The 21,885-nt window shown below is 42.0% G+C and carries 16 protein-coding genes; 2 read left to right on the top strand and 14 right to left on the bottom strand.

Annotated features, from left to right (window positions below; translation table 11 throughout):
* Window positions 1-39: 39 nt before the first annotated feature.
* Window positions 40-933 carry a LysR family transcriptional regulator gene (locus tag ACESZG_RS07300; protein WP_008706289.1) on the top strand — a complete coding sequence of 298 codons (894 nt, stop codon included), beginning with the start codon at window positions 40-42 and terminating at the stop codon, window positions 931-933.
* A gap of 87 nt (window positions 934-1,020) precedes the next feature.
* Here the strand turns inward: ACESZG_RS07300 and ACESZG_RS07295 are convergent, their stop codons facing one another.
* The 8 genes from ACESZG_RS07295 to dapF form a co-directional block, all read right to left on the bottom strand.
* Entirely contained in the window at window positions 1,021-3,180 is a 2,160-nt protein-coding gene (locus tag ACESZG_RS07295) for a Tex family protein (protein WP_022380016.1), read from the bottom strand.
* 179 nt (window positions 3,181-3,359) lie between these two features.
* Window positions 3,360-4,640, bottom strand: coding sequence for a M28 family metallopeptidase (locus tag ACESZG_RS07290; RefSeq protein WP_055201029.1), 1,281 nt, complete (start codon window positions 4,638-4,640; stop codon window positions 3,360-3,362).
* Between the two features lie 185 nt (window positions 4,641-4,825).
* Window positions 4,826-5,908: a DUF975 family protein gene (locus tag ACESZG_RS07285; protein WP_215679977.1), complete on the bottom strand. Its 1,083-nt coding sequence runs from the start codon at window positions 5,906-5,908 to the stop codon at window positions 4,826-4,828.
* A 14-nt stretch (window positions 5,909-5,922) separates the two neighbouring features.
* Window positions 5,923-7,131 carry an aspartate kinase gene (locus ACESZG_RS07280; protein ID WP_062808119.1) on the bottom strand — a complete coding sequence of 403 codons (1,209 nt, stop codon included), beginning with the start codon at window positions 7,129-7,131 and terminating at the stop codon, window positions 5,923-5,925.
* A 163-nt stretch (window positions 7,132-7,294) separates the two neighbouring features.
* Window positions 7,295-8,509 carry a homoserine dehydrogenase gene (locus tag ACESZG_RS07275; protein WP_373217856.1) on the bottom strand — a complete coding sequence of 405 codons (1,215 nt, stop codon included), beginning with the start codon at window positions 8,507-8,509 and terminating at the stop codon, window positions 7,295-7,297.
* Between the two features lie 6 nt (window positions 8,510-8,515).
* Window positions 8,516-8,971, bottom strand: coding sequence for an ACT domain-containing protein (locus ACESZG_RS07270; RefSeq protein ID WP_022380012.1), 456 nt, complete (start codon window positions 8,969-8,971; stop codon window positions 8,516-8,518).
* A gap of 168 nt (window positions 8,972-9,139) precedes the next feature.
* Window positions 9,140-10,250 (bottom strand): peptide chain release factor 2 gene (gene prfB, locus ACESZG_RS07265; RefSeq protein WP_096788358.1). Its coding sequence is split into 2 segments (ribosomal slippage): window positions 9,140-10,174 and window positions 10,176-10,250, totalling 1,110 coding nucleotides; the frame shifts between segments, so codons are not numbered across the junction.
* 233 nt (window positions 10,251-10,483) lie between these two features.
* Window positions 10,484-11,332 (bottom strand): diaminopimelate epimerase, encoded by an 849-nt coding sequence (gene dapF / locus ACESZG_RS07260; protein ID WP_330597476.1) that lies wholly within the window; start codon window positions 11,330-11,332, stop codon window positions 10,484-10,486.
* 675 nt (window positions 11,333-12,007) lie between these two features.
* On the opposite strand from dapF, the gene ACESZG_RS07255 reads away from it, so the two are divergent.
* Window positions 12,008-12,868 carry an AraC family transcriptional regulator gene (locus ACESZG_RS07255; RefSeq protein ID WP_008706276.1) on the top strand — a complete coding sequence of 287 codons (861 nt, stop codon included), beginning with the start codon at window positions 12,008-12,010 and terminating at the stop codon, window positions 12,866-12,868.
* Window positions 12,869-12,997: 129 nt separating this feature from the next.
* On the opposite strand, the gene ACESZG_RS07250 is transcribed toward ACESZG_RS07255, so the two are convergent.
* From ACESZG_RS07250 to ACESZG_RS07225, 6 genes are all read right to left on the bottom strand, one after another.
* A complete protein-coding gene (locus ACESZG_RS07250; protein WP_373217853.1) occupies window positions 12,998-14,464 on the bottom strand; it encodes a sodium-dependent transporter in 1,467 nt (488 codons plus the stop codon).
* A gap of 282 nt (window positions 14,465-14,746) precedes the next feature.
* Window positions 14,747-17,323, bottom strand: a complete 2,577-nt coding sequence (secA, locus tag ACESZG_RS07245) for a preprotein translocase subunit SecA (RefSeq protein ID WP_008706273.1) — start codon at window positions 17,321-17,323, stop codon at window positions 14,747-14,749.
* A 233-nt stretch (window positions 17,324-17,556) separates the two neighbouring features.
* Entirely contained in the window at window positions 17,557-19,029 is a 1,473-nt protein-coding gene (gene malQ, locus ACESZG_RS07240) for a 4-alpha-glucanotransferase (protein WP_373217851.1), read from the bottom strand.
* A 375-nt stretch (window positions 19,030-19,404) separates the two neighbouring features.
* Entirely contained in the window at window positions 19,405-19,932 is a 528-nt protein-coding gene (hpf, locus tag ACESZG_RS07235; RefSeq protein WP_008706266.1) for a ribosome hibernation-promoting factor, HPF/YfiA family, read from the bottom strand.
* 202 nt (window positions 19,933-20,134) lie between these two features.
* Window positions 20,135-20,902 (bottom strand): phosphoribosylformimino-5-aminoimidazole carboxamide ribotide isomerase, encoded by a 768-nt coding sequence (gene hisA / locus ACESZG_RS07230; protein WP_373217848.1) that lies wholly within the window; start codon window positions 20,900-20,902, stop codon window positions 20,135-20,137.
* A gap of 324 nt (window positions 20,903-21,226) precedes the next feature.
* Entirely contained in the window at window positions 21,227-21,700 is a 474-nt protein-coding gene (locus ACESZG_RS07225; RefSeq protein ID WP_173682384.1) for a hypothetical protein, read from the bottom strand.
* Window positions 21,701-21,885 lie beyond the last annotated feature (185 nt).

Raw genomic sequence — 21,885 nt, 5'->3', positions numbered from 1 at the left:
ATATTCTATTTTTATATAGCATAAGGAGCCGACTGTATCATGATTCTTGATTATTATCGTATTTTTTACTATGTTGCCCAGTATAAGAGTTTTTCCAAAGCAGCCGACGTTATGGGAAACAATCAGCCTAACATTACCCGGTGTATGAATATTCTGGAGAATGAGCTGGGATGTAAACTTTTTATCCGTTCCAATCGCGGAGTACAGCTGACCATTGAAGGAGAAAGACTTTTTGAACATGTATCAATTGCAATAGAACAGCTTGTATCAGGAGAAAATGAACTTCTCAAAGATAAAGGTCTGGAAAGCGGACTTGTAAATATTGGTGCCAGTGAAATCGCACTGCGTTTATTCCTGCTGAACGAACTGGAAGTCTTTCATCACCGTTATCCACATGTGAAGCTGAGGATTTCTAATCATTCCACACCACAGGCAGTTCAGGCACTGGAAAACGGTCTGGTAGACTTTGCAGTAGTTACCACACCTGTCGCTCTGAAAAAACCACTTCAGAGAATTCCCCTCTATTCTTTCCGCGAGATCCTTATAGGTGGAGAGGAATATGCGGAAACAGCTTCCAACAAACACTGTCTTCAGGATCTGCAGGATATCCCTCTGATCGGGATTGCTCCCGGAAGCAGTACAAGAGAATTATATACACAGTATTTTATGCGCCATAACCTTCCCTTCTCACCTGATATGGAAGTGGCAACTACTGACCAGATCTTCCCTATGGTGCAGCACAACCTGGGAATCGGATTCTTCCCTGAAGAGCTTGCTGCTGAACATATTGCTCAGGGGAAAATCGTCCAGATTCCCATTGAAGAGCCTCTTCCTGAACGAAAGATCTGTCTGATCCGCAATGTAAAAAGGCCACAGAGCATTGCAGCACGCAGCCTTGAAGAACACCTCACATCACACCGGGAAACAGAATAACTGTTACTGCAGACAGCAGTACCCCCAAAAACAGGGATCACTCCTGCAGATATCCGGTCTGCAGTGGTAATCCCTGTTTTATTGATGTTATTTATTTAATCCTTTCATGGATAAGCTGATACGTTTTTTCTTCATATCAACTCCGATTACTCTTACATCTACGATATCCCCTACACTCACCGCTTCCAGAGGATGTTTGATAAATCTCTCTGTCATCTCGGAAATGTGCACCAGACCGTCCTGATGTACACCGATATCTACAAATGCACCGAAATCAATAACATTACGGACAGTTCCCTTCAGCACCATTCCTTCTTTCAGATCTTTCATTTCAAGAACGTCTGAACGAAGGATCGGTTTCGGCATGTCATCACGAGGATCTCTTGCCGGTTTCTCCAGTTCCTTTACAATATCACGAAGTGTGATCTCACCGATTCCCAGTTCTGCTGCCATCTTCTTATAGTCTTTTACCTGCAGGGAAAGTCCAAGGAGATTTCCTGCCACAACATCATTTGGCTTATATCCAAGTTTTGAAAGAAGTGCAGATGCTGCTTCATAGCTCTCAGGATGTACACTTGTTGCATCCAGAGGATTCTTTCCACCGGAAATACGCATGAAACCTGCACACTGTTCAAATGCCTTCGGTCCTAATTTCGCTACTTTGAGAAGTTCTTTTCTGTCTGTAAACTGACCGTTCTCTTCTCTGTAAGCTACGATATTTTTGGCAATTGCTTTGCTGATACCGGAAATATACTCAAGCAGAGATGCAGATGCTGTATTTAAATCTACACCAACTTTATTTACGCTGTCTTCTACAACGCCGCTTAATGCTTCATCCAGTTTCTTCTGGTTCATATCATGCTGATACTGACCCACACCGATAGATTTCGGATCGATCTTAACCAGTTCTGCAAGCGGATCCTGTACACGTCTTGCAATGGAAGCCGCACTTCTCTGTCCTACATCAAAATTCGGGAATTCCTCTGTAGCCAGTTTGCTTGCAGAATACACAGATGCTCCTGCCTCATTTGTGATAACATACTGCACCTTTTTTTCCGGGATTTCTTTGAGCATATCTACGATCACCTGCTCGGATTCACGACATGCTGTACCGTTTCCTACTGAAATAAGGGATACACCGTATTTTTCGATCATACCTTCCACTGTATCCTTGGCAGCACGGATCTTTTTCTCAGTAGTCGGAGCTGTGGGATAAACAACTGTTGTATCCAGAACTTTACCTGTTGCATCTACAACTGCCAGCTTACAGCCTGTACGGAACGCAGGGTCCCATCCAAGTACGACTTTGCCTGCGATTGGAGGCTGCATCAGAAGCTGTTCCAGATTCTTGCCGAATACATGGATCGCGCCGTCTTCTGCCTTATCAGTAAGATCACTGCGGATTTCTCGCTCGATAGCCGGTCCGATCAGACGTTTGTAACTGTCTTCTACAACTGCTTTCAGAATCGGAGTTGTATTCGGGTTGTCTTTTTTGATCACTCTCTTATTTAAATAACGAAGGATGTCTTCCTCCGGTGCATTTACTTTAACAGTGATAAATTTCTCTTTCTCACCACGGTTTAACGCAAGAATACGGTGTCCTGCCAATTTCCTGACCGGCTCCTCAAATTCATAATACATCTCATATACAGACTGAGTTTCCGCATTCTTTGCTGTGGAAGAAATACTTCCGTTCTTTGTTGTCAGGTTACGGATGTAGATACGATAGTCTGCTTCATCGGAAATACGCTCTGCAATAATATCTTTAGCTCCGTTCAATGCTTCTGCAACATTCTTAACACCCTTTTCTTCGGAGACATACGCCCTGGCTTCCTCTTCTACCGGCTTGTCTGTCATCTGCAGAAGAATGATATCTGCCAGTGGTTCCAGCCCTTTCTCTTTGGCAATTGTCGCACGGGTACGACGTTTCGGGCGATATGGTCTGTATAAGTCCTCTACTACAACCAGTGTCTGGGCATCCAGAATCTGTTTCTTCAGTTCCTCAGTCAGCTTGCCCTGGTCTTCGATGCTCTTTAATACCTGATTCTTCTTATCTTCCAGATTTCTCAGATACGTCAGTCTCTCAAAGAGTGTACGAAGCTGCTCATCATTAAGGGAACCTGTTGCTTCTTTTCTGTATCGGGAAATGAATGGGATGGTGTTGCCTTCGTCAATTAATTTGACTGCGGCTTCTACCTGCCATTTCTCCACTTTCAATTCCTGTGTGATTACCTGAATAATATCCATTAATTTTTTATCTCCTCTTGTTGCTTTTCAGAATGCAGATACGTGTAATCGACCCTTGCATCCACATTGTTTTTCTTCTATAGCATAAAAAACGCTCTTGTGATAGGGTATCAATCTGGCGTTCATTTGTCAAGTGTGGGATTGATTCTGCCAATATGATACATACTGCCGGAATAACATTAGCCAAAATATTCATCCAGTTGTCTGATAAACTCTTCCGGCACTTTCCGTTCAAACGGAAAAATTTCGATGTTTCCCAGTCTGTCCGCGATATGCCCCAGTAAAATCGCGCTTCTCTCCAACGACCAGTCCGACAGCAGTGCAATGGTATCATGACGTGTATGCATGCCAAATCCATCCCTGTTTAATGTCATAGCCGGAATACCTTTCCACGCAAAGGTGTTAGAATCGCTTCCCCAGATCTGATTCTTTGTAGACATGCCGATTCCTGTCTCATGAGCCATATATGTGATCATATTGCAGATTGACGCATCACCTGTCACTCCTACAACCGTTCCGCCCACAAGCTGTCCTGCGAGGTCTACATTCATATTGAAACGATGAGCCGGAAGTTCTGTTTCATGTTCTTTAATATAGTTCCGACTTCCAAGCAGACCTTTCTCTTCTGCACCAAACCATACGAATTCCATTGTTCTGCGTGGTCTGTGTTCTTTGAAATATCTGCAAAGTTCCATGATGATCGCGGCACCGGACATATTATCGTAAGCACCAGGTCCCTCCGGTACTGAATCATAGTGTGCAGTAAGAGTCAGGATCTCCTCTGCTTTATCTGTTCCTTTGATTCGTGCCACTACATTTCGGGATGTACGTGTCACTGTCTCCTGTTCTACGGACAGGCAAGCCTTAGCTGCCCCTCTTGTCACTAGTTCGACAGCATCTTTATAATGAATGCTTACACCCGGAATTCTGTTATCGTAATTTGCCGCTTCTATCCCGGCTGCTTTTTTCTCTTCACCTGGCAGATTCTTCGGTAAGCTGTATGCACGCGGTGTCAAATCTACGCCCTCGTCCAATGGGGAACCGGCAATACTGATAAAACCGGCTACACCTGCTTTCACCAGTTTCTGGTACAGTTCCTTTCTTACCGGGTCATTTACCATAACAATTTTTCCTCTGGCATTTGCGAGGCTGATCTCATCAGCATTCTCCACATACAAAAAAGATTCATTCCGTCCATTCTCATCTGTATTGGCACATCTTCCATATCCGGTTACGATGTATTCTTTTGCATATGGTTCCGTTATCGTAAGCTTCGCCTTTTTTACCTGAAAAGTTTCAAAACAAAACTCTTCCAGATGGTTCTCCACACCAAAACTATTCAATGTTTCCTGAATAATCGTTGCTGCTTTTTCCTCTCCTACAGTTCCTGCCTCTCTGATATAATCAAACTCCGCCAGAAACTCCATCTGACGTTTTCCACTGATTTCATTTGTGTTCATAATTGTAAAAACCTTCCTCAAATATATTTATGCTACCAGCAATTATTCCTATTATACCATTTACGTATAAGCTTTTTCCACCATTATAAATGAGAAAATTCAGTAAAACCAAATTAATAAAAATAAAAAAGACCTTTATCAACATTTTTACATTGTGTCAGTTAAAGGTCTTTCATATTATGATTTTATTTCAAGCTATTGAAGTATTCATCCCATGGTTTTGGTTCGTTATCTTCTTCCTCTTCCGGAATTGTCTGACTCTGCAGGCCGTCCTGTACTTCTTTACTCTCTGAAGAATCATATGGGTTATCCTGTGTCGTTCTATTATTTTCCACAGAACCATACAAACTATCCTGGGTATTCTCACTTGCTGCATTATTCTGCACTTCTTTGTTCTCATCCGAAGCCACTGATGAATCACCTGTCACACTCCAGAACTGCTGCGGATGCGTCTGATCTTCCTGTGGCTGTTCGTTCTGTGAATAGCTGTCAAACATGGGATTCACATAGTCTCGTGCCACACGTTCTTCTTCCTCTTTCTGCACTTTAAGCTCCCCTGTCAGATCACGATAGAACATTACTTCTGTCATAGCCATATATGGAAATATCCACAAGAGTGCAATATAGAACGTAAAAACAGAAAGAAACATCAATGGGATAAAGCTTATCTTCAGCATCAGATATCTTCCGAAGTTTCCATGCATCATCTCCAGACTCTCCTTCATAGCCTCTGTACTTTTCAATTCCGGCTTATCTGCCAGAATATAATAAGTCATCTCCAGAGGAATGACCAGAATCTGATAAACAATCATTCCTACGATCATCAGAACAGCACCTGTATACAGCCAGGTGATCAGCACCTCCACAGAAGCATCTTCACCCGGAAGATTCGCATTACTGTAAATCGTATAGGGCAGCATGGTAAGCAGATTCAGTACTGCCATAAAAAATCCGGCAACGATCACTCTGTCCGGGTGATGTCTGTAAAAATAAAACAGATCATTTAATGAGTATGCTTTCCCTCTGGCAATATTCAGATACATATAATTCATACCTGCCGCTACCACATTGATCAGCAGAGTCAGAATAAATGTAAATGCATACGACAACACAATATCAATTGTTTCCTCTCCCGGAAATAAAGCCGAGGATATCATGCTGCTGATCAGAGCCAGTGCCTGAACTGCAACAAATGCCAAGATTAGTATCCCATATTTTCCTGACATGGCCTGCTTCGCATAGTTTTTTAATTCACGTCTCGATGTCATGTAATTCTCCTAAATCAGTCTGCCAGACCAAAGGCATCATGTACTGCATTCATTGCGCGCACGCCGTCCTTTTCATTGATCAGAACTGTCACACGAATCTCGGATGTAGAAATCATGTTGATGTTTACGCCCTCATTATAGAGGCTCTCAAACATCTTTGCAGCTACTCCGGGATTACTCATCATTCCTGCACCTACGATGGAAAGCTTCGCAATATTTCTCTCAGAATGAAGCTCTGCAAATCCAAGTCTTGCCTGATTTGCATCCAGAACTGCAACTGCATCATCCAGATCATTTCCATCTACTGTGAAGGAAATGTCCTTTCTGCCCGCACGTCCGATAGACTGCAGGATCACATCTACATTAATATTCTTCTTCGCAAGGGTATCAAATAATTTAAAAGCTACACCCGGCTCATCCTTTAATCCGATTACCGCAATTCTCACTGCATCTGTATCCAGCGCAACACCGCTGATCAACATTCTCTCCACTGTAACTTCCTCCTTTACCACAGTTCCTTCACTGTTGTTTAAACTTGAACGTACCACAAGCGGCACGCCATATTTCTTCGCCATCTCCACAGAACGGTTGTGAAGCACACCTGCCCCGAGAGTCGCAAGGTCAAGCATTTCATCGTAAGTGATCTCTTTGAGCTTTCTTGCTTTCGGAACCTTACGCGGATCTGCTGTGTAAACACCATCTACATCTGTATAGATTTCACAGGCATCTGCATGAAGAGCAGCCGCAAGAGCAACCGCTGTTGTGTCAGAACCGCCTCTTCCAAGAGTCGTATAATCATCATACTTGTCAACTCCCTGAAAGCCGGTAACTATTACAATCTTTTTGCTGTCCAGCTCTCTTCTGATACGCTCTGTATCAATTCTTTTTAAACGTGCATTTCCATGACTGCTTGTCGTATGCATGGAAACCTGAAAAGCATTCAGGGAAACCGCAGGAACTCCCAGTTTATCCATCGCCATTGCCATCAGTGCAACAGACATCTGTTCTCCAATGGTAAAGAGCATATCCATCTCTCTTTTCGGCGGTTTCTCATTGACATCCCTTGCCATAGTGATCAGTTCATCCGTATATTTCCCCATTGCGGACAGAACGACAACCACGTCATTTCCTTTTCTGTACTCTTCTATACAGCGGTTGGCAACATTAAAGATACGTTCTTTATTTGCAACCGATGTACCGCCAAATTTCTTGACAATCAACATTGTTTTACTTCCTCCATAATAAGTTTACAGGAAAGAGAAGATTCTCATATCTTCCCTTTCCTGTTCTGTTTACAGTAATCACTGTACAAATATTTATCTGAAGTATTGTATCAGTGTCCACCTTATCAGGCACACTATATGATACACGAAATCTGTCAGTTTATCAATCTTTAACTCGAATCTTTGCAAGTACCTGATCTCCGATCTGAGCCAGTTTCTCTTCAAATGCTCCCTGTGTCATTTCATCAGTGATAAATGCACATTCCTGTGGAAGCTGTCCCAGGCTGATGATCTCAACATCACCAAATACCTTCTTCGCTTCTTCTGCTGCTTCTTTTTTAATTCTCACAAAAAATCTTCCTGTCACTTCATCCAGTGGTTTCAGTACTGCCGGAGTGCTGTTCCAGTTTGTCACAATGTTAACATGGAGATGTTTTGCGGCATCCACAATATCACCAACTACAGCACTTGCTGTAGGCAGTTTACCTGCACCGCTTCCATAGAACATGGCATCTCCAAGCATATTTCCATGTACAAATACTGCATTAAACACATCATTTACACTGTAAAGAGGGCTGTTCTGGCCGAGCATAAACGGTGCTACCATTGCATAACAGGTTCCGTCTGCCAGTCTGCGGCTGGTTCCAAGAAGTTTGATGGTTCTGCCAAGCTTCGCAGCATACTCCATATCTTCAGGTGTGATCTTTGTAATTCCCTCTGTATAAATATCTTCAAAATCAAAATATCTCTCATAAGCAAGAGAGGAAAGGATTGCGATCTTACGGCATGCATCGTATCCTGCCACGTCGGCGGTAGGATCTGCCTCTGCATAACCCTTCTGCTGTGCTTCCTTTAATACAGTGTCAAATTCACAGCCTTCTGTGCTCATCTTATAAAGCATGTAGTTGGTAGTTCCGTTCAGGATACCGGTTACTTCGTCAATCTCATCTCCTGTAAGGGAAGAATTGATGACACGAATGATCGGGATTCCGCCGCCACAGCTTGCTTCAAATAAGAAGTTAATGCTCTTTTCCTTTGCAATATCCATCAGCTCGCGGCCATGCTTTGCAACCAGAGCCTTATTGGAAGTGCAGACATTTTTTCCTGCCAGAAGTGCCTTCTTTACAAAAGTATAAGCAGGCTCCACACCGCCCATAACCTCTACTACAATATCTACTTCCGGATCACTGACGATCTGTTCATAATCATGGACCAGAACCTTCTCTACCGGCTGTCCCGGAAAATCACGAAGATCCAGAACATATTTTACATGAAGTTCCTGTCCGGCACGTCTGGAAATGCTCTCTTTATTTTCATTTAATACTTCAAATACACCGCTTCCAACTGTGCCATATCCTAAAATTGCTACATTGATCATTTTCTTTTACTCCCTGCCTAATATTTTCAGATAATGAATTCCTTCATTCTGTTCAATCGTCTCTACCATTGCTTCTGCATCCCCCTCGCCCGGAAGAATGTCCACACTCAGAGTAAGTGTGGCAACCCCATTGATAGGAATACTCTGATGAATGGTGAGAATGTTTCCATGAAACCGTGCAATCGTCTGCAGGACAACCGACAAAAGCCCCGGTTCATCGTCCATCTGGATAATAAAGGTGATCGTCTTTCCCCTTGTCTCTTCATGAAATGGAAAAATATCATCTTTGTATTTGTAGAAAGAGCTTCTGCTGATTCCTGTGCGCTCTGCTGCATCCTGTACAGTGTCCACTTTGCCGGAGTCCAGAAGCTTCTTTGCCTCCACAACCTTCAGCAGGACTTCCGGAACCGCACGTTCCCTCACTACAAAATATTTCTTTTTCTCTGTTACTGGTTTCTGCATATCAATTTACCTGTCCGTTCTTTAAAGACATTTGTTTTTACACACTGGATATATTATCACACCACACAAAAATACGCAAGAAATATATTCTGCTGAATCATTGTGTAAAATCATTATGCCTCAACACGAAAAAGGCTGTCCTGATTTCAGACAGCCTTTTTTATTCTTTTATTTCTTCAGTGCAATCCATTTCAGATATGCATTGATGAAAATATCAATTCCTCCGTCAAGTACTGCATCCACATTTCCGGTCTCCTCGTTTGTACGATGATCCTTTACCATGGTATATGGCTGCATAACATAAGAACGGATCTGATTTCCCCATCCGATATCTGTCACCTCACCGCGGATACCGGAGAGTTTTTCCTCTGCCTCCTGCTGCTTGAGAAGATACAGCTTGGCTTTCAGCATCTGCATGGCTTTATCTTTATTCATGTGCTGAGAACGTTCATTCTGACACTGTACCACGATTCCGGTAGGATAATGTGTGATACGGATGGCAGATGATGTCTTGTTGATATGCTGACCGCCGGCACCACTGCTTCGATAAGTATCAATACGGATCTCATCGTCATTGATCTCTACATCCAGATCCTTCTTGATATCCGGCATAACATCACAGGATACAAAAGATGTCTGTCGCTTACCTGCTGCATTGAAAGGAGAAATACGCACCAGACGGTGAACTCCCTTCTCTGATTTCAGATAACCGTAAGCATTTGTTCCGTTTACCTGGAAAGTAACAGATTTGATACCTGCCTCATCGCCGTCCAGATAATCCAGCACTTCCAGGGTAAATCCTTTCTTATCTGCCCAGCGGCTGTACATACGGTAAAGCATACCGCACCAGTCACAGGCCTCTGTTCCGCCTGCTCCTGCATTCAGCTTAATGATAGCATTCTCACTGTCATATTCTCCAGAAAGAAGTGTCTTGATACGGATATTGTCAAAATCCTTCTGAAACTCATCCAGCATTTCCTGAATCTCAGGAATCAGTGCAGGATCGTTCTCCTCATATCCCATCTCGATCATGGTTTCCATATCTTCCATCTGTGTAACCAGATTCTGATAGGTCTCCATATCATCTTTCATGTCTTTTAATTCTTTCATTTTCTTCTGGGAAACTTCTGCATCATCCCAGAAATCAGGCGCTTCCATTTCGCGCTCTAATTCTTCGACCTTCTGCTCTTTATTAGCCAGGTCAAAGTGAATCCCTCACTTCCACTAATGGTTCTGTATAAGTCGCAAGAATGCTCTTGAACTGGTCTAATTCAACCACAGCTTCACCCACTTTCTTATTATAAATATTCTCTGTCGGACTCCCTGTGGATAACCGACTGAATTGCTATAGATTATAGCAGTCCTAGTAAATAATTCGTTTAAAATAATACCATATCTTTAAGCAAATTACAAACAAAGAATTACCCACAGTGTGAAATGATCATTTATCGTTACATTTCACACTGTGGGTAATCATACTTTACACTGAATTGCGCATAAAGCCTGTATAATTTACGAGAAGAAGCTCTCTGCAACACTGATATCTGCAATATATCCCACTGTTCCTGTCATATAGATAGTTCCGTCCTCTTCCATATCGATCTGTATCATTCCGCCCGGCTGATTTACATTAATACGGGATTCTACCAGCCCCAGCTTATAGGCTGCCGCTGCTGCCGCACAGCTTCCTGTTCCGGAAGCCTTTGTATATCCGGAACCTCTTTCCCAGATTTCAATCTCCAGATTTCCCTTGTCGACCTGACGGCAGATCTGCAGGTTCATTCTCTCCGGAAATTCATCTGCATTTTCCACATAAGGTCCCAGATTCTTTACAGCTTCTGCACTTACATTGTCAGTAAAAATAATGCAGTGTGGATTACCAACTGTCAGGCAGGTAGCCTTGTATTCTTTTCCATGGAATACGAAATTCTCCTTAATTACTTCACGAACTTCACCGGAAACAGGGATATCGCTGGAGATAAAAGATGGTTTTCCCATGTTTACTTTAAATTCCGTTGCCCGGCTGTTCAGACATTCCACATGAATCGTGCCTGACATAGCTTCAATGTCAAATTTTTTCTCAGTAATATATCCATTGTCCATCAGATATTTGGCAAAAATACGCACGCCGTTTCCACTGATGGCAGATTCACTTCCGTCTGCGTTAAAAATACGCACACCCAATTTCCCATCAATTTCTACCGGTCCATAGAGCACACCGTCAGCGCCAAGCCCAAATCCTCTCTGGCAGAGAAGTGCAATCTTCTTTCCCTGAAGCTGTACCTGATTTTTCTTCGGATCAAGAATCAGATAATCGTTTCCAAGTCCCTGATATTTACTCATAATAATTGTATTTGCCATAACCATATCTCTCCTTCTGATTTATAATCCCGGATACTTCCCGCTTTTGTATCTGCATCGATAATCAATTGTCGGGCAATCTTTCCAACTCACTTCACCACTTGTCTGAGTCCCCACCCACTGCTTATTGCTCTTCGCAATTGAAGCAGGGGGCTTACTTGATTCGGTTAAATTTTGTGTCAGGTAATTTTCTCATATCACATCCTGACTTTATATTCATTATATTTTATTATTTTTACCATGTATATAGAGTAAAATGCTTGAAATATTGCAAAAAATGCTCTGTAAGTGTTACAAAAAAGACCATTATATCAGTTCTCTGATATAACAGTCTTACAACAACATCACTCCTCTCTGTTCAGTTTTCTATTTCTTTACCCTATTTCGAAATAGTTACAAAGTTTTTACGATTACTTTGTAATTGTATGATACTATTATCGTGTAATAATGTCAATATCTTTGTAGCATATTTTCTCAGAAATTATAAAATATATTCGTTACTATTTATTACATTCTTAGTAATAATTGTACATTTGCGCATTAAATGATATGATTATACCATGAATCAAACTTTTCCCTCCGCTTATTGCTTTCCACTGCTTATTTCTTTTCACAATCTCCACAGAGGACTTGCTTGATTCGATTAAATAATCATTGCAGATATCGGAGGCAGATATGTTATTATCAGAACAGTTCTATCAGACAGAAAAAACAGGATACCTGAACGAACAATTCCGACTTTTTCATCTTAAAGACCAGACCAGAAAGGAATTCTCTTACCATTATCATGATTTTCACAAGGTAGTTATCTTCATCTCCGGCAAGGCTGCTTATCATATAGAAGGAAAAGCTTATCAACTGAAACCATGGGACATTCTTCTGGTAAACCGCCATGCCATCCACCGCCCGGAGATTGATCCATCTGTTCCATATGAACGTTTTATTCTCTGGATCCAAAACGATATTCCCTGGCAGGAACTGCTGAAATGCTTCCAGAAAGCAAATGACCGAAGCTATAATCTGGTACGTCTGAACTCTGCTCTTCAGGAAAAGATGAAAGACATCCTGTTTGAACTGGAAAATTCTGCAAAATCCGATGAATATGGAAGAGAAATCCTGACACAGTCACTTTTTCTTCAGTTTATGGTTTATCTGAACCGTATCTTTCTGGAAAAGCAGTACATTTTTGATAAAAAATCCTACACCTTTGACTCGCAGATTGCCAGTATCCTTCAGTATATCAACCACAATCTGAAAGAAGATCTATCTGTAGAAACGCTTTCTGCCAGATATTATGTAAGCAAGTACCATCTGATGCGGAAGTTCAAACAAGAAACCGGCTATACCCTTCATAATTATATTGTAAACAAGCGGCTTCTTATGGCACGTACTCTGATCTCAAATGGAATGCCTGTGACAAAAGCAGCACAGGAAAGCGGGTTCGCAGAATACAGCACTTTTTCCCGGGCATACCGTAAACAGTTCAAAACCAACCCCAGCGAAGAACTGCCTCATTATAGCAATCCTCTAAAATAATGCATCCACTACCTTTACACAACAATTCCATAACACAAAAAAGATGTAACCATGTCTGAAAGAATCTTTCTTCCCAGACATAATTACATCTTTTATTGTTCTCAGGTCGGGCAGATATTCGCGCTCCGCTTACTGTTTCACTTTCTTCTTCGCTGTCGCACAGTAGAATACGAATCCCAGCAGTACCAGTGCCACGATCATCCATCCGGCCAGTGCTGCTGTTCCCAGACCTGCAAATTTATCATAGTAACCTTTCAGATAGATCACAATGATAATCGCCGGAATTCCATAGGCAACATAATTTTTCAGACATTTCGGAAATTTCATGCCTGTACCGGCATTCACCTCTGCAATAAAATTGTCCCATCCCCATCCGTTCTTTCTGGTACAAAACAGAAGGTAACCAAGACTTCCAAGAGGAAGAAAGTTATTAGAAACAATAAAATCTTCCAGATCCATGATGTTGCTTCCATCTCCGAATGGCTGGAATCCGGAAAGTACATTGAATCCAAGTACACATGGAATGCTTAAGATCACAACAAGAACTGCGCAGACAACAACACTCTTTTTACGGTTCCAGCCAAACAGTTCCATATTAAACACGATCAGGTTCTCAAATACAGCAATGATCGTTGAAACCGCAGCAAATGTCAGAAACAGGAAGAACAGACTTCCCCACAAAGCCCCTCCGCTCATCTTTGCAAAAATATTGGGCAGAGTGATAAAGATAAGGCTTGGACCTGCATCCGGCTGGATTCCATAGGAGAAGCATGCCGGAATAATGATAAATCCTGCTGTCAGCGCAACAAAAGTATCGAGTACGGTGATGCTTACCGCCTCTCCGGTAAGGCTTCTGGATTTGTCCAGATAACTTCCGAAGATCAGCATGGCACCAATACCAATGGATAATGTAAAGAATGACTGACTCAATGCCGCAAATACTACATTACCAACTCCTGCTTCCTTAATCTTCTGAAAATCAGGAACCAGATAGAAGCGGATTCCTTCTCCCGCACCTTCCATCATTACTGAATGAACCGCAAGGATCACCATAATGATAAGCAGTGCACTCATCATTACTTTGGAGATTTTTTCAATACCATTCTGCAATCCCATGAAACAGACTGCAAATCCGATCAGACAGATGATCACCATCCATAACATCATCGTCGGTGCATTTCCCAGCATATCGGAAAAAGACTGTGTTACTGCTTCCGGAGTCGCTCCAACGAAATCTCCCCGCAGACTCTTCACACAATAGTAGATCATCCATCCTCCTACTGTTGTGTAAAACATCATCAGCATATAACATCCAATAATACCAATAAATTTCAATGGCTTCCAGCAGTTTCCTGCAGGTGCCAGTTTGTCAAAACATTTCGCAACACTTGTGTGGCTTCCCCGTCCTACCGCAAATTCTGCTACCAGAACCGGAATACCGAGAATAACCAGAAAACATAAGTAGATCAGGATAAAGGCTGCGCCTCCATATGCCCCGCAGATATACGGAAACTTCCACACGTTTCCAATACCGATGGCACATCCTGCTGACACCAGGATAAAACCAAGGCGTGAGCCGAAAGACTCTCTTTTCATACTGTTTTTCCCCCTTTATGGAATTGTTATGTGACTGTTCATCAATCATAATCACATAGCTGTGGATGTACTGAACAGTTCAGACAGATATTCACAATCTGCCAATTCAACGCGCTAACGTGTTTTTGCGCACGATAAAAGGGCCTCATGATTCAGCCCTTTTATTTTGCAGCAGACATGATCTGCTCACAATGTTCTTTTTACAAAATCATTACTGCCCGCTCTGTAGTAATGAACTCACCACATACAGAAATGGGAGTCTTCTCAACTGAGATAAACGAGTCAGACCTTATTCTTACGTCCACAGCACTGTTTGTATTTCTTACCGCTTCCACATGGGCAGGGATCGTTCGGATATACTTTGATTTCTTTTCTCTGAACCGGTTTCTTAGGACCGGCACTGTCATCCTTGTTTGTTCCGGTAACTTTAGCTACCTGTTCACGCTCGATCTTCTGCTCTACATGTACATGGTACAGCATACGAAGAGTATCTTCCTGAATGGATGTGATCATCTCGTTGAACATATCAAATGCACTCATTTTATATTCAACAACCGGATCTCTCTGTCCATAAGCAGCAAGTCCGATACCCTGACGAAGGATTTCCATATCATCAATGTGATCCATCCACTTGCTGTCAATGCATTTCAGAAGTACAACTCGCTCTAATTCACGAAGCTGCTCCGGTTCCGGGAACTCTGCTTCTTTTTCTTCATAGAGCTTCACTGCCTCTTCTTTCAGTTCATGTCTGATCTCATCGCGTTTCTTGCCTTTTACACTCTCAGCTGTAAGCGGTCTGATCGGAATGATCGGAGTAAGAACACCGTTAAATTCATTCAGATCCCACTCTTCAGAATCTACATCATCAGAGAAACACATATCAACATAGGTATCCACTGTATCCTGGATCATCTTATAGATTGCTTCACGCATATTCTCACCGTCGAGAACCTGACGACGTTCTTTGTAGATGATCTCACGCTGTTCATTGTTTACCTGATCATAATCAAGAAGATTCTTACGGATACCAAAGTTGTTAAACTCAATCTTCTCCTGAGCTTTCTCAATTGCATTGGAAAGCATCTTGTGCTCAATCTGTTCATTCTCTGCAACACCAAGAGATGTAAAGATCTTCATCAGTCTCTCAGAACCGAACAGACGCATCAGGTCATCTTCCAGGGAAATATAGAAACGGGATTCACCCGGATCTCCCTGACGTCCGGAACGTCCGCGAAGCTGATTATCAATACGTCTGGACTCATGACGTTCTGTACCGATGATCATCAGACCACCTGCATTTCTTGCCACATCATCCAGCTTGATATCTGTACCACGACCAGCCATGTTAGTGGCGATCGTAACTGCTCCTGCCTGACCTGCCTGTGAGACAATCTCTGCCTCAAGTTCATGGAACTTGGCATTCAATACATTATGTTTGATTCCCTGTCTCTTCAGCATACGGCTGAGAAGCTCGGAAGTTTCAATCGTAATGGTACCGACCAGTACAGGCTGCTGTTTCGCATGAGCTTCCACTACAGCATTGACAACTGCGTTGAATTTCTCTTTCTTTGTCATATAAACAGCATCTTCATGGTCAACTCGGATAACCGGTCTGTTAGTCGGGATCTCTACAACGTCCATTGCATAGATATCACGGAATTCTTTCTCCTCTGTGACAGCTGTACCGGTCATACCGCCCTTCTTATCATATTTATTAAAGAAGTTCTGGAAAGTGATGGTTGCCAGAGTCTTGCTCTCACGTTTAATCTTAACATGCTCTTTCGCTTCGATTGCCTGATGAAGACCATCTGAATAACGGCGTCCCGGCATGATACGTCCGGTGAATTCATCAACAATAAGGATTTCATCATCTTTAACTACATAATCCTGATCCTTATGCATCAGGTTATGGGCACGAAGTGCAAGTGTAATATTATGCTGAATCTCCAGATTCTCCGGATCTGCCAGGTTTTCAATATGGAAAAATTTCTCAACCTTATGAACGCCCTGCTCTGTAAGGTTTACGATCTTATCTTTTTCATTTACAACGAAGTCACCTGTCTCGATAACTTCTTCACCCATGATGGCTGCCATCTTGGTCATCTCATGGCTGGCTTCACCGCGCTCTAACTGCTGAGCAAGGATATCGCAGGCCTCGTATAACTTGGTTGACTTACCGCTCTGTCCGGAAATGATCAGAGGGGTACGTGCCTCGTCGATGAGAATGGAGTCGACCTCATCGATGATACAGTAGTGCAGATCTCTCTGTACCAGCTGTTCTTTATAGATAACCATGTTGTCACGCAGATAATCGAAACCGAGTTCGTTGTTCGTAACATAGGTAACATCACAGTTATATGCAGCACGACGCTCATCCTGCTTCATATCATTTAAAACAACACCGACTGTCAGGCCAAGAAACTCATGGATCTTTCCCATTTCTTCCGCATCTCGTTTAGCCAGGTAATCGTTGACTGTTACGACATGCACACCTTTGCCTTCCAGTGCATTTAAATATGACGGAAGTGTGGCGACAAGTGTTTTACCTTCACCTGTTCTCATCTCTGCGATACGTCCCTGATGGAGAATGATACCACCGATAAGCTGCACACGGAAATGTTCCATTCCAAGAACACGCTTGCCTGCTTCACGTACAACCGCAAATGCCTCAGGAAGCAGATCATCCAGTGTCTCTCCCTCTTCAAGACGTTTCTTAAATTCTCTTGTTTTTCCTCTGAGTTCTTCGTCGCTTAACTTCTGCATGTCCGGGCGCAGGCTCTCAATTTTCTCAACCAGAGGCATGATACGCTTAACCTCTCGCTGGCTGCGGGTCCCGAATACTTTTGAAAACATATTCATATTAGGTTTTACTCCTGTTTATTTCTTTTTTATACAAGCATTGCTGCCATATAACAATTGCTACTGTGCGGAATAATTTCTGTTCACTCCGTCCACAGCAGACATGTCAGCAGCATGCGAACATTACAAACGCTTACTATAATACACAATACTTGTATATTCTAACACTTTCCGTTATGGAAAACAATGAATTTTTCATGAACAAACCAAGAAAATTACGGAGTCACCAAAATTTATCGCTTTGTATCCACGATCAGTCTGCCAAATTTCTGCAGTTCCTTTTTGGCCTGTATAAAATCCGGTAAATGCCACTCCCAGTTCGGAGAACCAATGGTTCCCGGTGTGTTGATATGGCCCTCTTTTCCAAGTCCAAGAATATCTGCCAACGGAATGATCGCATATTCTGCCTGATTCTGCATGGTATACTGCAGGAATCTGTCCTTGACAGAGCCCTGTGATACTCCCGCCTTCTTTAACATCCTGCGGATTTTTCTTCTGGCTGCGGCACTCATATTTCCATACCACTGCATGATCGTATCATTGTCATGCGTTCCTGTGTAAAAAATCATGTTTTCCACATCATGGAAGGTATCTCGGGCATGTTTTCCACCTGTTTCTATGGAGAAGATCAGAATCTTCATTCCCTTCAGATGATAATGATCTTTCAGCATCAGAACCTCCGGACGAAGCAGCCCCAGATCCTCTGCTACCAGATCTAATCCCGGAATTTCTTTCTGAAGTGTATCAATGACCTCATATCCCGGTGCCTCGATCCATTCACCGTCAATAGCAGTCGGGCAGTCTGCCGGAATTTTCCAGTATGTATCAAATGCCCGGAAATGGTCGATCCTTATAATATCAAACAATTTGTTGCTATAGCCGATCCTGTCCACCCAGAATCTGTAATCCTGTTCCTTCATATGCTCCCAGTCATAGATCGGATTTCCCCATCTCTGCCCTGTAGCACTGAAATAATCAGGCGGTACTCCGGCGATGAAGATCGGACGTCCATCTGTATCAAGAAGAAAGTTATCTTTTCCACCCCATACGTCTACAGAATCCTGTCCCACATAGAAAGGAACATCTCCCATAATCTGGATTCCAGCATCGTTTGCAGCCTTCTTCACCTTCATCCACTGTGTGTAGAAAATATACTGAAGAAACATCTGATACTGCGCCTCTGTCTCCACCTCTGCCGGTAACTTCTGTCTGTTCTCCGGCCAGGTTCTATATTCTTCCGGCCAGTCATTCCAGCATTCTCCGTTATTTGCTTTCTTTAATGCGCGGAACACACCATACTCATATACCCATTCCTGTGAAGCAAATTCTTTATATGCTGTTTCTTCCTGTCCCTTTTTCTCTGTAAAAACATCAAACGCAGTTCTTAAGAAAGGCTCTCTGTACTGGCGGACAGCCTCATAATCTACTCTTGTAGCTCTCTCCTGAAATTCCTTTGGATGTTCCTTTAACAGACCTTCCTCTGCAAGCGCATCAAGACTGATATACAACTCATCCCCTGCACAGGAGGAATATGGCTGGTATGGGGAATTACCATAGCCAACCGGATTCAGTGGCAGTATCTGCCATATCTTTACATGATTCTCCTTTAATAACTCGATAAATTGAAATGCAGATTCTCCAAGTTCTCCGGCACCAATACGGGACGGAAGTGCGGAAACTGGCATTAATACTCCGGCTTTTCTCATGATTTTTGTGCTCCTTCCTTCTTTTTACACTTCTTCATTTATAAAATTTCGGTAACTATTCTTCAGCAATCCATTCCAACAGAACATTCCAACAGAATATACAAGTCAATATTCCATTGCCGCAGGCAATCCGGAATGAATTTCAACTTGTAATTTTTTAACTGCTGAACAGTTACAAATTTCATAATATCTTTTGATATTTTAACATATTTAGGCCACTGCGTCAAAGCATTCCTTATGCGCTAAAGGTATATATTTTTCCTGACAAAAAAGCTCCCTTACAGGGGGCATTTTGTCTCTCTGTAAGGAAGCTTTTCTTTATGAAAACTTTTTTATGGCTGTCTATGTTTCATATTTTTGATCTTATAAGCAGATTTAGAATTCCGGTTCGATCAGACCGTAAGTATTGCCTTTACGTTTGTAAACTACATTTACCTGCTCTGTCTCTGCATTGTAGAATACAAAGAAATTATGTCCGAGCAGTTCCATCTGTACGCATGCATCTTCCGGATACATTGGTTTGATTCCGAATTTCTTGGTACGGATGATCTTAACTTCTTCATCCTCATCGTAGTCTTTGTCCAGATATGCTTTCTGGAAGTTGGCTGCTGCCTGCTGTTTGTCTACGATTTTATTTTTGTACTTGCGAAGCTGACGTTCAATGACTTCCTCTACCAGATCGATTGATACATACATGTCATTGCTTACCTGTTCGGAACGAATGATATTTCCTTTTACAGGGATTGTCACTTCAATTTTCTGTCTTTCTTTTTCAACACTTAAAGTTACTACAACTTCGGTGTCAGGAGTGAAATACCTTTCCAGTTTACTGAGCTTGTCCTGGACTGCTGTCTTAAGACCTTCTGTAACTGTAATATTTTTTCCGCTGATGATAAACTTCATGCTTCCATCCCCTTTGCTGTTTGATGAATCTATTATAACACACATTTTCGAATTTTAACACTATTTTATTAAAATTTCACATTTTTTCTGTTTACTTCAGAAATAACTTTAAAGTTCCTTTGTCATTATGGGGAAATAGCAAAAATTCTGTAATTGTTCTGTACATTTTCACTGTGATTCCTGAGATTACTATAAAAATTAGTTAAAGTTTAATCAGTTCTGAGAATGAAATATTTCCGCCAAAAAGATCCAATGCACTGCCTACTGTGACATCCAGTCTGTCTTTTCCATATTTTCGCAGATCCTCAATATCCTTCATGGAGCCAACTCCACCTGCGTAAGTAACCGGATTTCCTTTATACTCCCCCAGCAGAGATACAAGTTCTGTTTCAACTCCGCGTGCCTTTCCCTCCACATCTACTGCATGGACCAGAAACTCATCGCAGTAACTTCCCAGTTCTTTCATAATATCCAGTGTCATAGTGACATCTGTAAATTTCTGCCAGCGGTCTGTCACAATATAGTATTTTCCATCTTTTCTGCGACAGCTCAGGTCAAGAACCAGTTTCTCTTTTCCCACAGTCTCTTTCATTTTGTTCAGATTTTCCCAGGAAATCCTTCCATCTTTAAATACATAAGATGTAACGATTACATGACTGGCACCTGCACTAAGATATTCCCCTGCATTTTCCGGGTTCACTCCTCCGCCGATCTGTAATCCTCCCGGATAAGTATGTAATGCAAGAATCGCCTGTTCTTTTGTTGATTCATAGTATGGGGAATCATGACCATTTAACAGAATTACATGTCCTCCTTTTATCCCTGCCTTTTTATATAATTCTGCATAGAAAGATGCATCCTGCTCTGATACAAAATTCTCACTTGCCTGATCCTGTACGTCCGTAAGGCTCCCACCTACAATCTGCTTTACTTTTCCATTATGTATATCAATACATGGGCGAAATTTCATGAAATCCGTACCTCCATATCCGTTATATGTACTCTCAGAATCTTTTTGTACTTATAGCAAGCCTCTTAAATTAATGCATTTGAGACAGTTCAGCAGAGTGCGAAAGACAAGGAAGCTATCTGCAGGCGTGCTGACGCAGGATTTCAGTTACTGTTCACTCCGTTCACAGTAACGGATTTCACACTCTGATGAGCTGAATCAATATGCATTATTTACAATGATTGCTATAGTTAGATGCAAAAACAAATGCAATAAAAACTTCGGGAGTACACTATTTAAATTTTACCGTTTTAACACGATAATACCATAAATTATTCCTGATGTCTATCTTCCTTCTGCCGCATTGCCAACAGCATCGCCTACATCTTCTACAGCATTACCTACCCCTTCACCCAGATCTTTGACGCTGTTTCCCAGTTCACCGGATACTGTGCCGTCACCGTTGTTGTTTTCATCAATTCTGGTATTATCTGCAGTGTTATCTGTTGCATTGCTATTCTGTTTTGTCTCATTTTCTGCAGCTTCATCCTCTGCGGCAGTTCCATTGTCTGTGACGGTTCCACCATTATTTACATTTTTATCTGCCGCATTGTTTCCTGATGTGCTATTTTCATTTGTATTGTTTTCTCCTGCGTTATTTTCCATGTTATCATCGTTTGCAGCATTATTATCCGTCATATTTTCTTCGTTTGTGTCTGCCTCATCAGCTGCTTTATTTGCATTTCCACATGCTGTGAATATGCACAGTGACATAATAAGTGCTGTACCTGTCAGAATCTTTTTTACCTTTATTCCCATATTCATCTCCTGTTCCCGGAAAGCATTCTGCCGGTCCATGCAGCAGAACCTCTCCGTCTTTTCATGTTTTTATATTATGTTTTTAATATGTACCAAAAACTCAATACTATTCTGGAAAAAATTTACTTTTCATGCTATGATTTAAATAACACAAAATAGATTACTCCGTACATATATACTCCCAC

The sequence above is a fragment of the Blautia sp. Marseille-P2398 genome (assembly GCF_964240315.1).
Taxonomy (GTDB): domain Bacteria; phylum Bacillota; class Clostridia; order Lachnospirales; family Lachnospiraceae; genus Blautia_A; species Blautia_A wexlerae.
This window is presented reverse-complemented; position numbering and strand designations above follow the sequence as displayed.

Bases quoted from the DNA above. Each gene is read 5' to 3' on its own strand.
- ACESZG_RS07280 (WP_062808119.1), bottom strand. From the start codon at position 7,131: ATGTTGATTGTCAAGAAATTTGGCGGTACATCGGTTGCAAATAAAGAA.
- hpf (WP_008706266.1), bottom strand. From the start codon at position 19,932: ATGAAGTTTATCATCAGCGGAAAAAATATTACAGTTACAGAAGGTCTT.
- secA (WP_008706273.1), bottom strand. From the start codon at position 17,323: ATGAATATGTTTTCAAAAGTATTCGGGACCCGCAGCCAGCGAGAGGTT.
- dapF (WP_330597476.1), bottom strand. From the start codon at position 11,332: ATGGCAAATACAATTATTATGAGTAAATATCAGGGACTTGGAAACGAT.
- hisA (WP_373217848.1), bottom strand. From the start codon at position 20,902: ATGAAATTTCGCCCATGTATTGATATACATAATGGAAAAGTAAAGCAG.
- ACESZG_RS07300 (WP_008706289.1), top strand. From the start codon at position 40: ATGATTCTTGATTATTATCGTATTTTTTACTATGTTGCCCAGTATAAG.
- ACESZG_RS07275 (WP_373217856.1), bottom strand. From the start codon at position 8,509: ATGATCAATGTAGCAATTTTAGGATATGGCACAGTTGGAAGCGGTGTA.
- malQ (WP_373217851.1), bottom strand. From the start codon at position 19,029: ATGAGAAAAGCCGGAGTATTAATGCCAGTTTCCGCACTTCCGTCCCGT.
- ACESZG_RS07270 (WP_022380012.1), bottom strand. From the start codon at position 8,971: ATGCAGAAACCAGTAACAGAGAAAAAGAAATATTTTGTAGTGAGGGAA.
- ACESZG_RS07295 (WP_022380016.1), bottom strand. From the start codon at position 3,180: ATGGATATTATTCAGGTAATCACACAGGAATTGAAAGTGGAGAAATGG.
- ACESZG_RS07290 (WP_055201029.1), bottom strand. From the start codon at position 4,640: ATGAACACAAATGAAATCAGTGGAAAACGTCAGATGGAGTTTCTGGCG.
- ACESZG_RS07250 (WP_373217853.1), bottom strand. From the start codon at position 14,464: ATGAAAAGAGAGTCTTTCGGCTCACGCCTTGGTTTTATCCTGGTGTCA.
- ACESZG_RS07255 (WP_008706276.1), top strand. From the start codon at position 12,008: ATGTTATTATCAGAACAGTTCTATCAGACAGAAAAAACAGGATACCTG.
- ACESZG_RS07225 (WP_173682384.1), bottom strand. From the start codon at position 21,700: ATGGGAATAAAGGTAAAAAAGATTCTGACAGGTACAGCACTTATTATG.
- ACESZG_RS07285 (WP_215679977.1), bottom strand. From the start codon at position 5,908: ATGACATCGAGACGTGAATTAAAAAACTATGCGAAGCAGGCCATGTCA.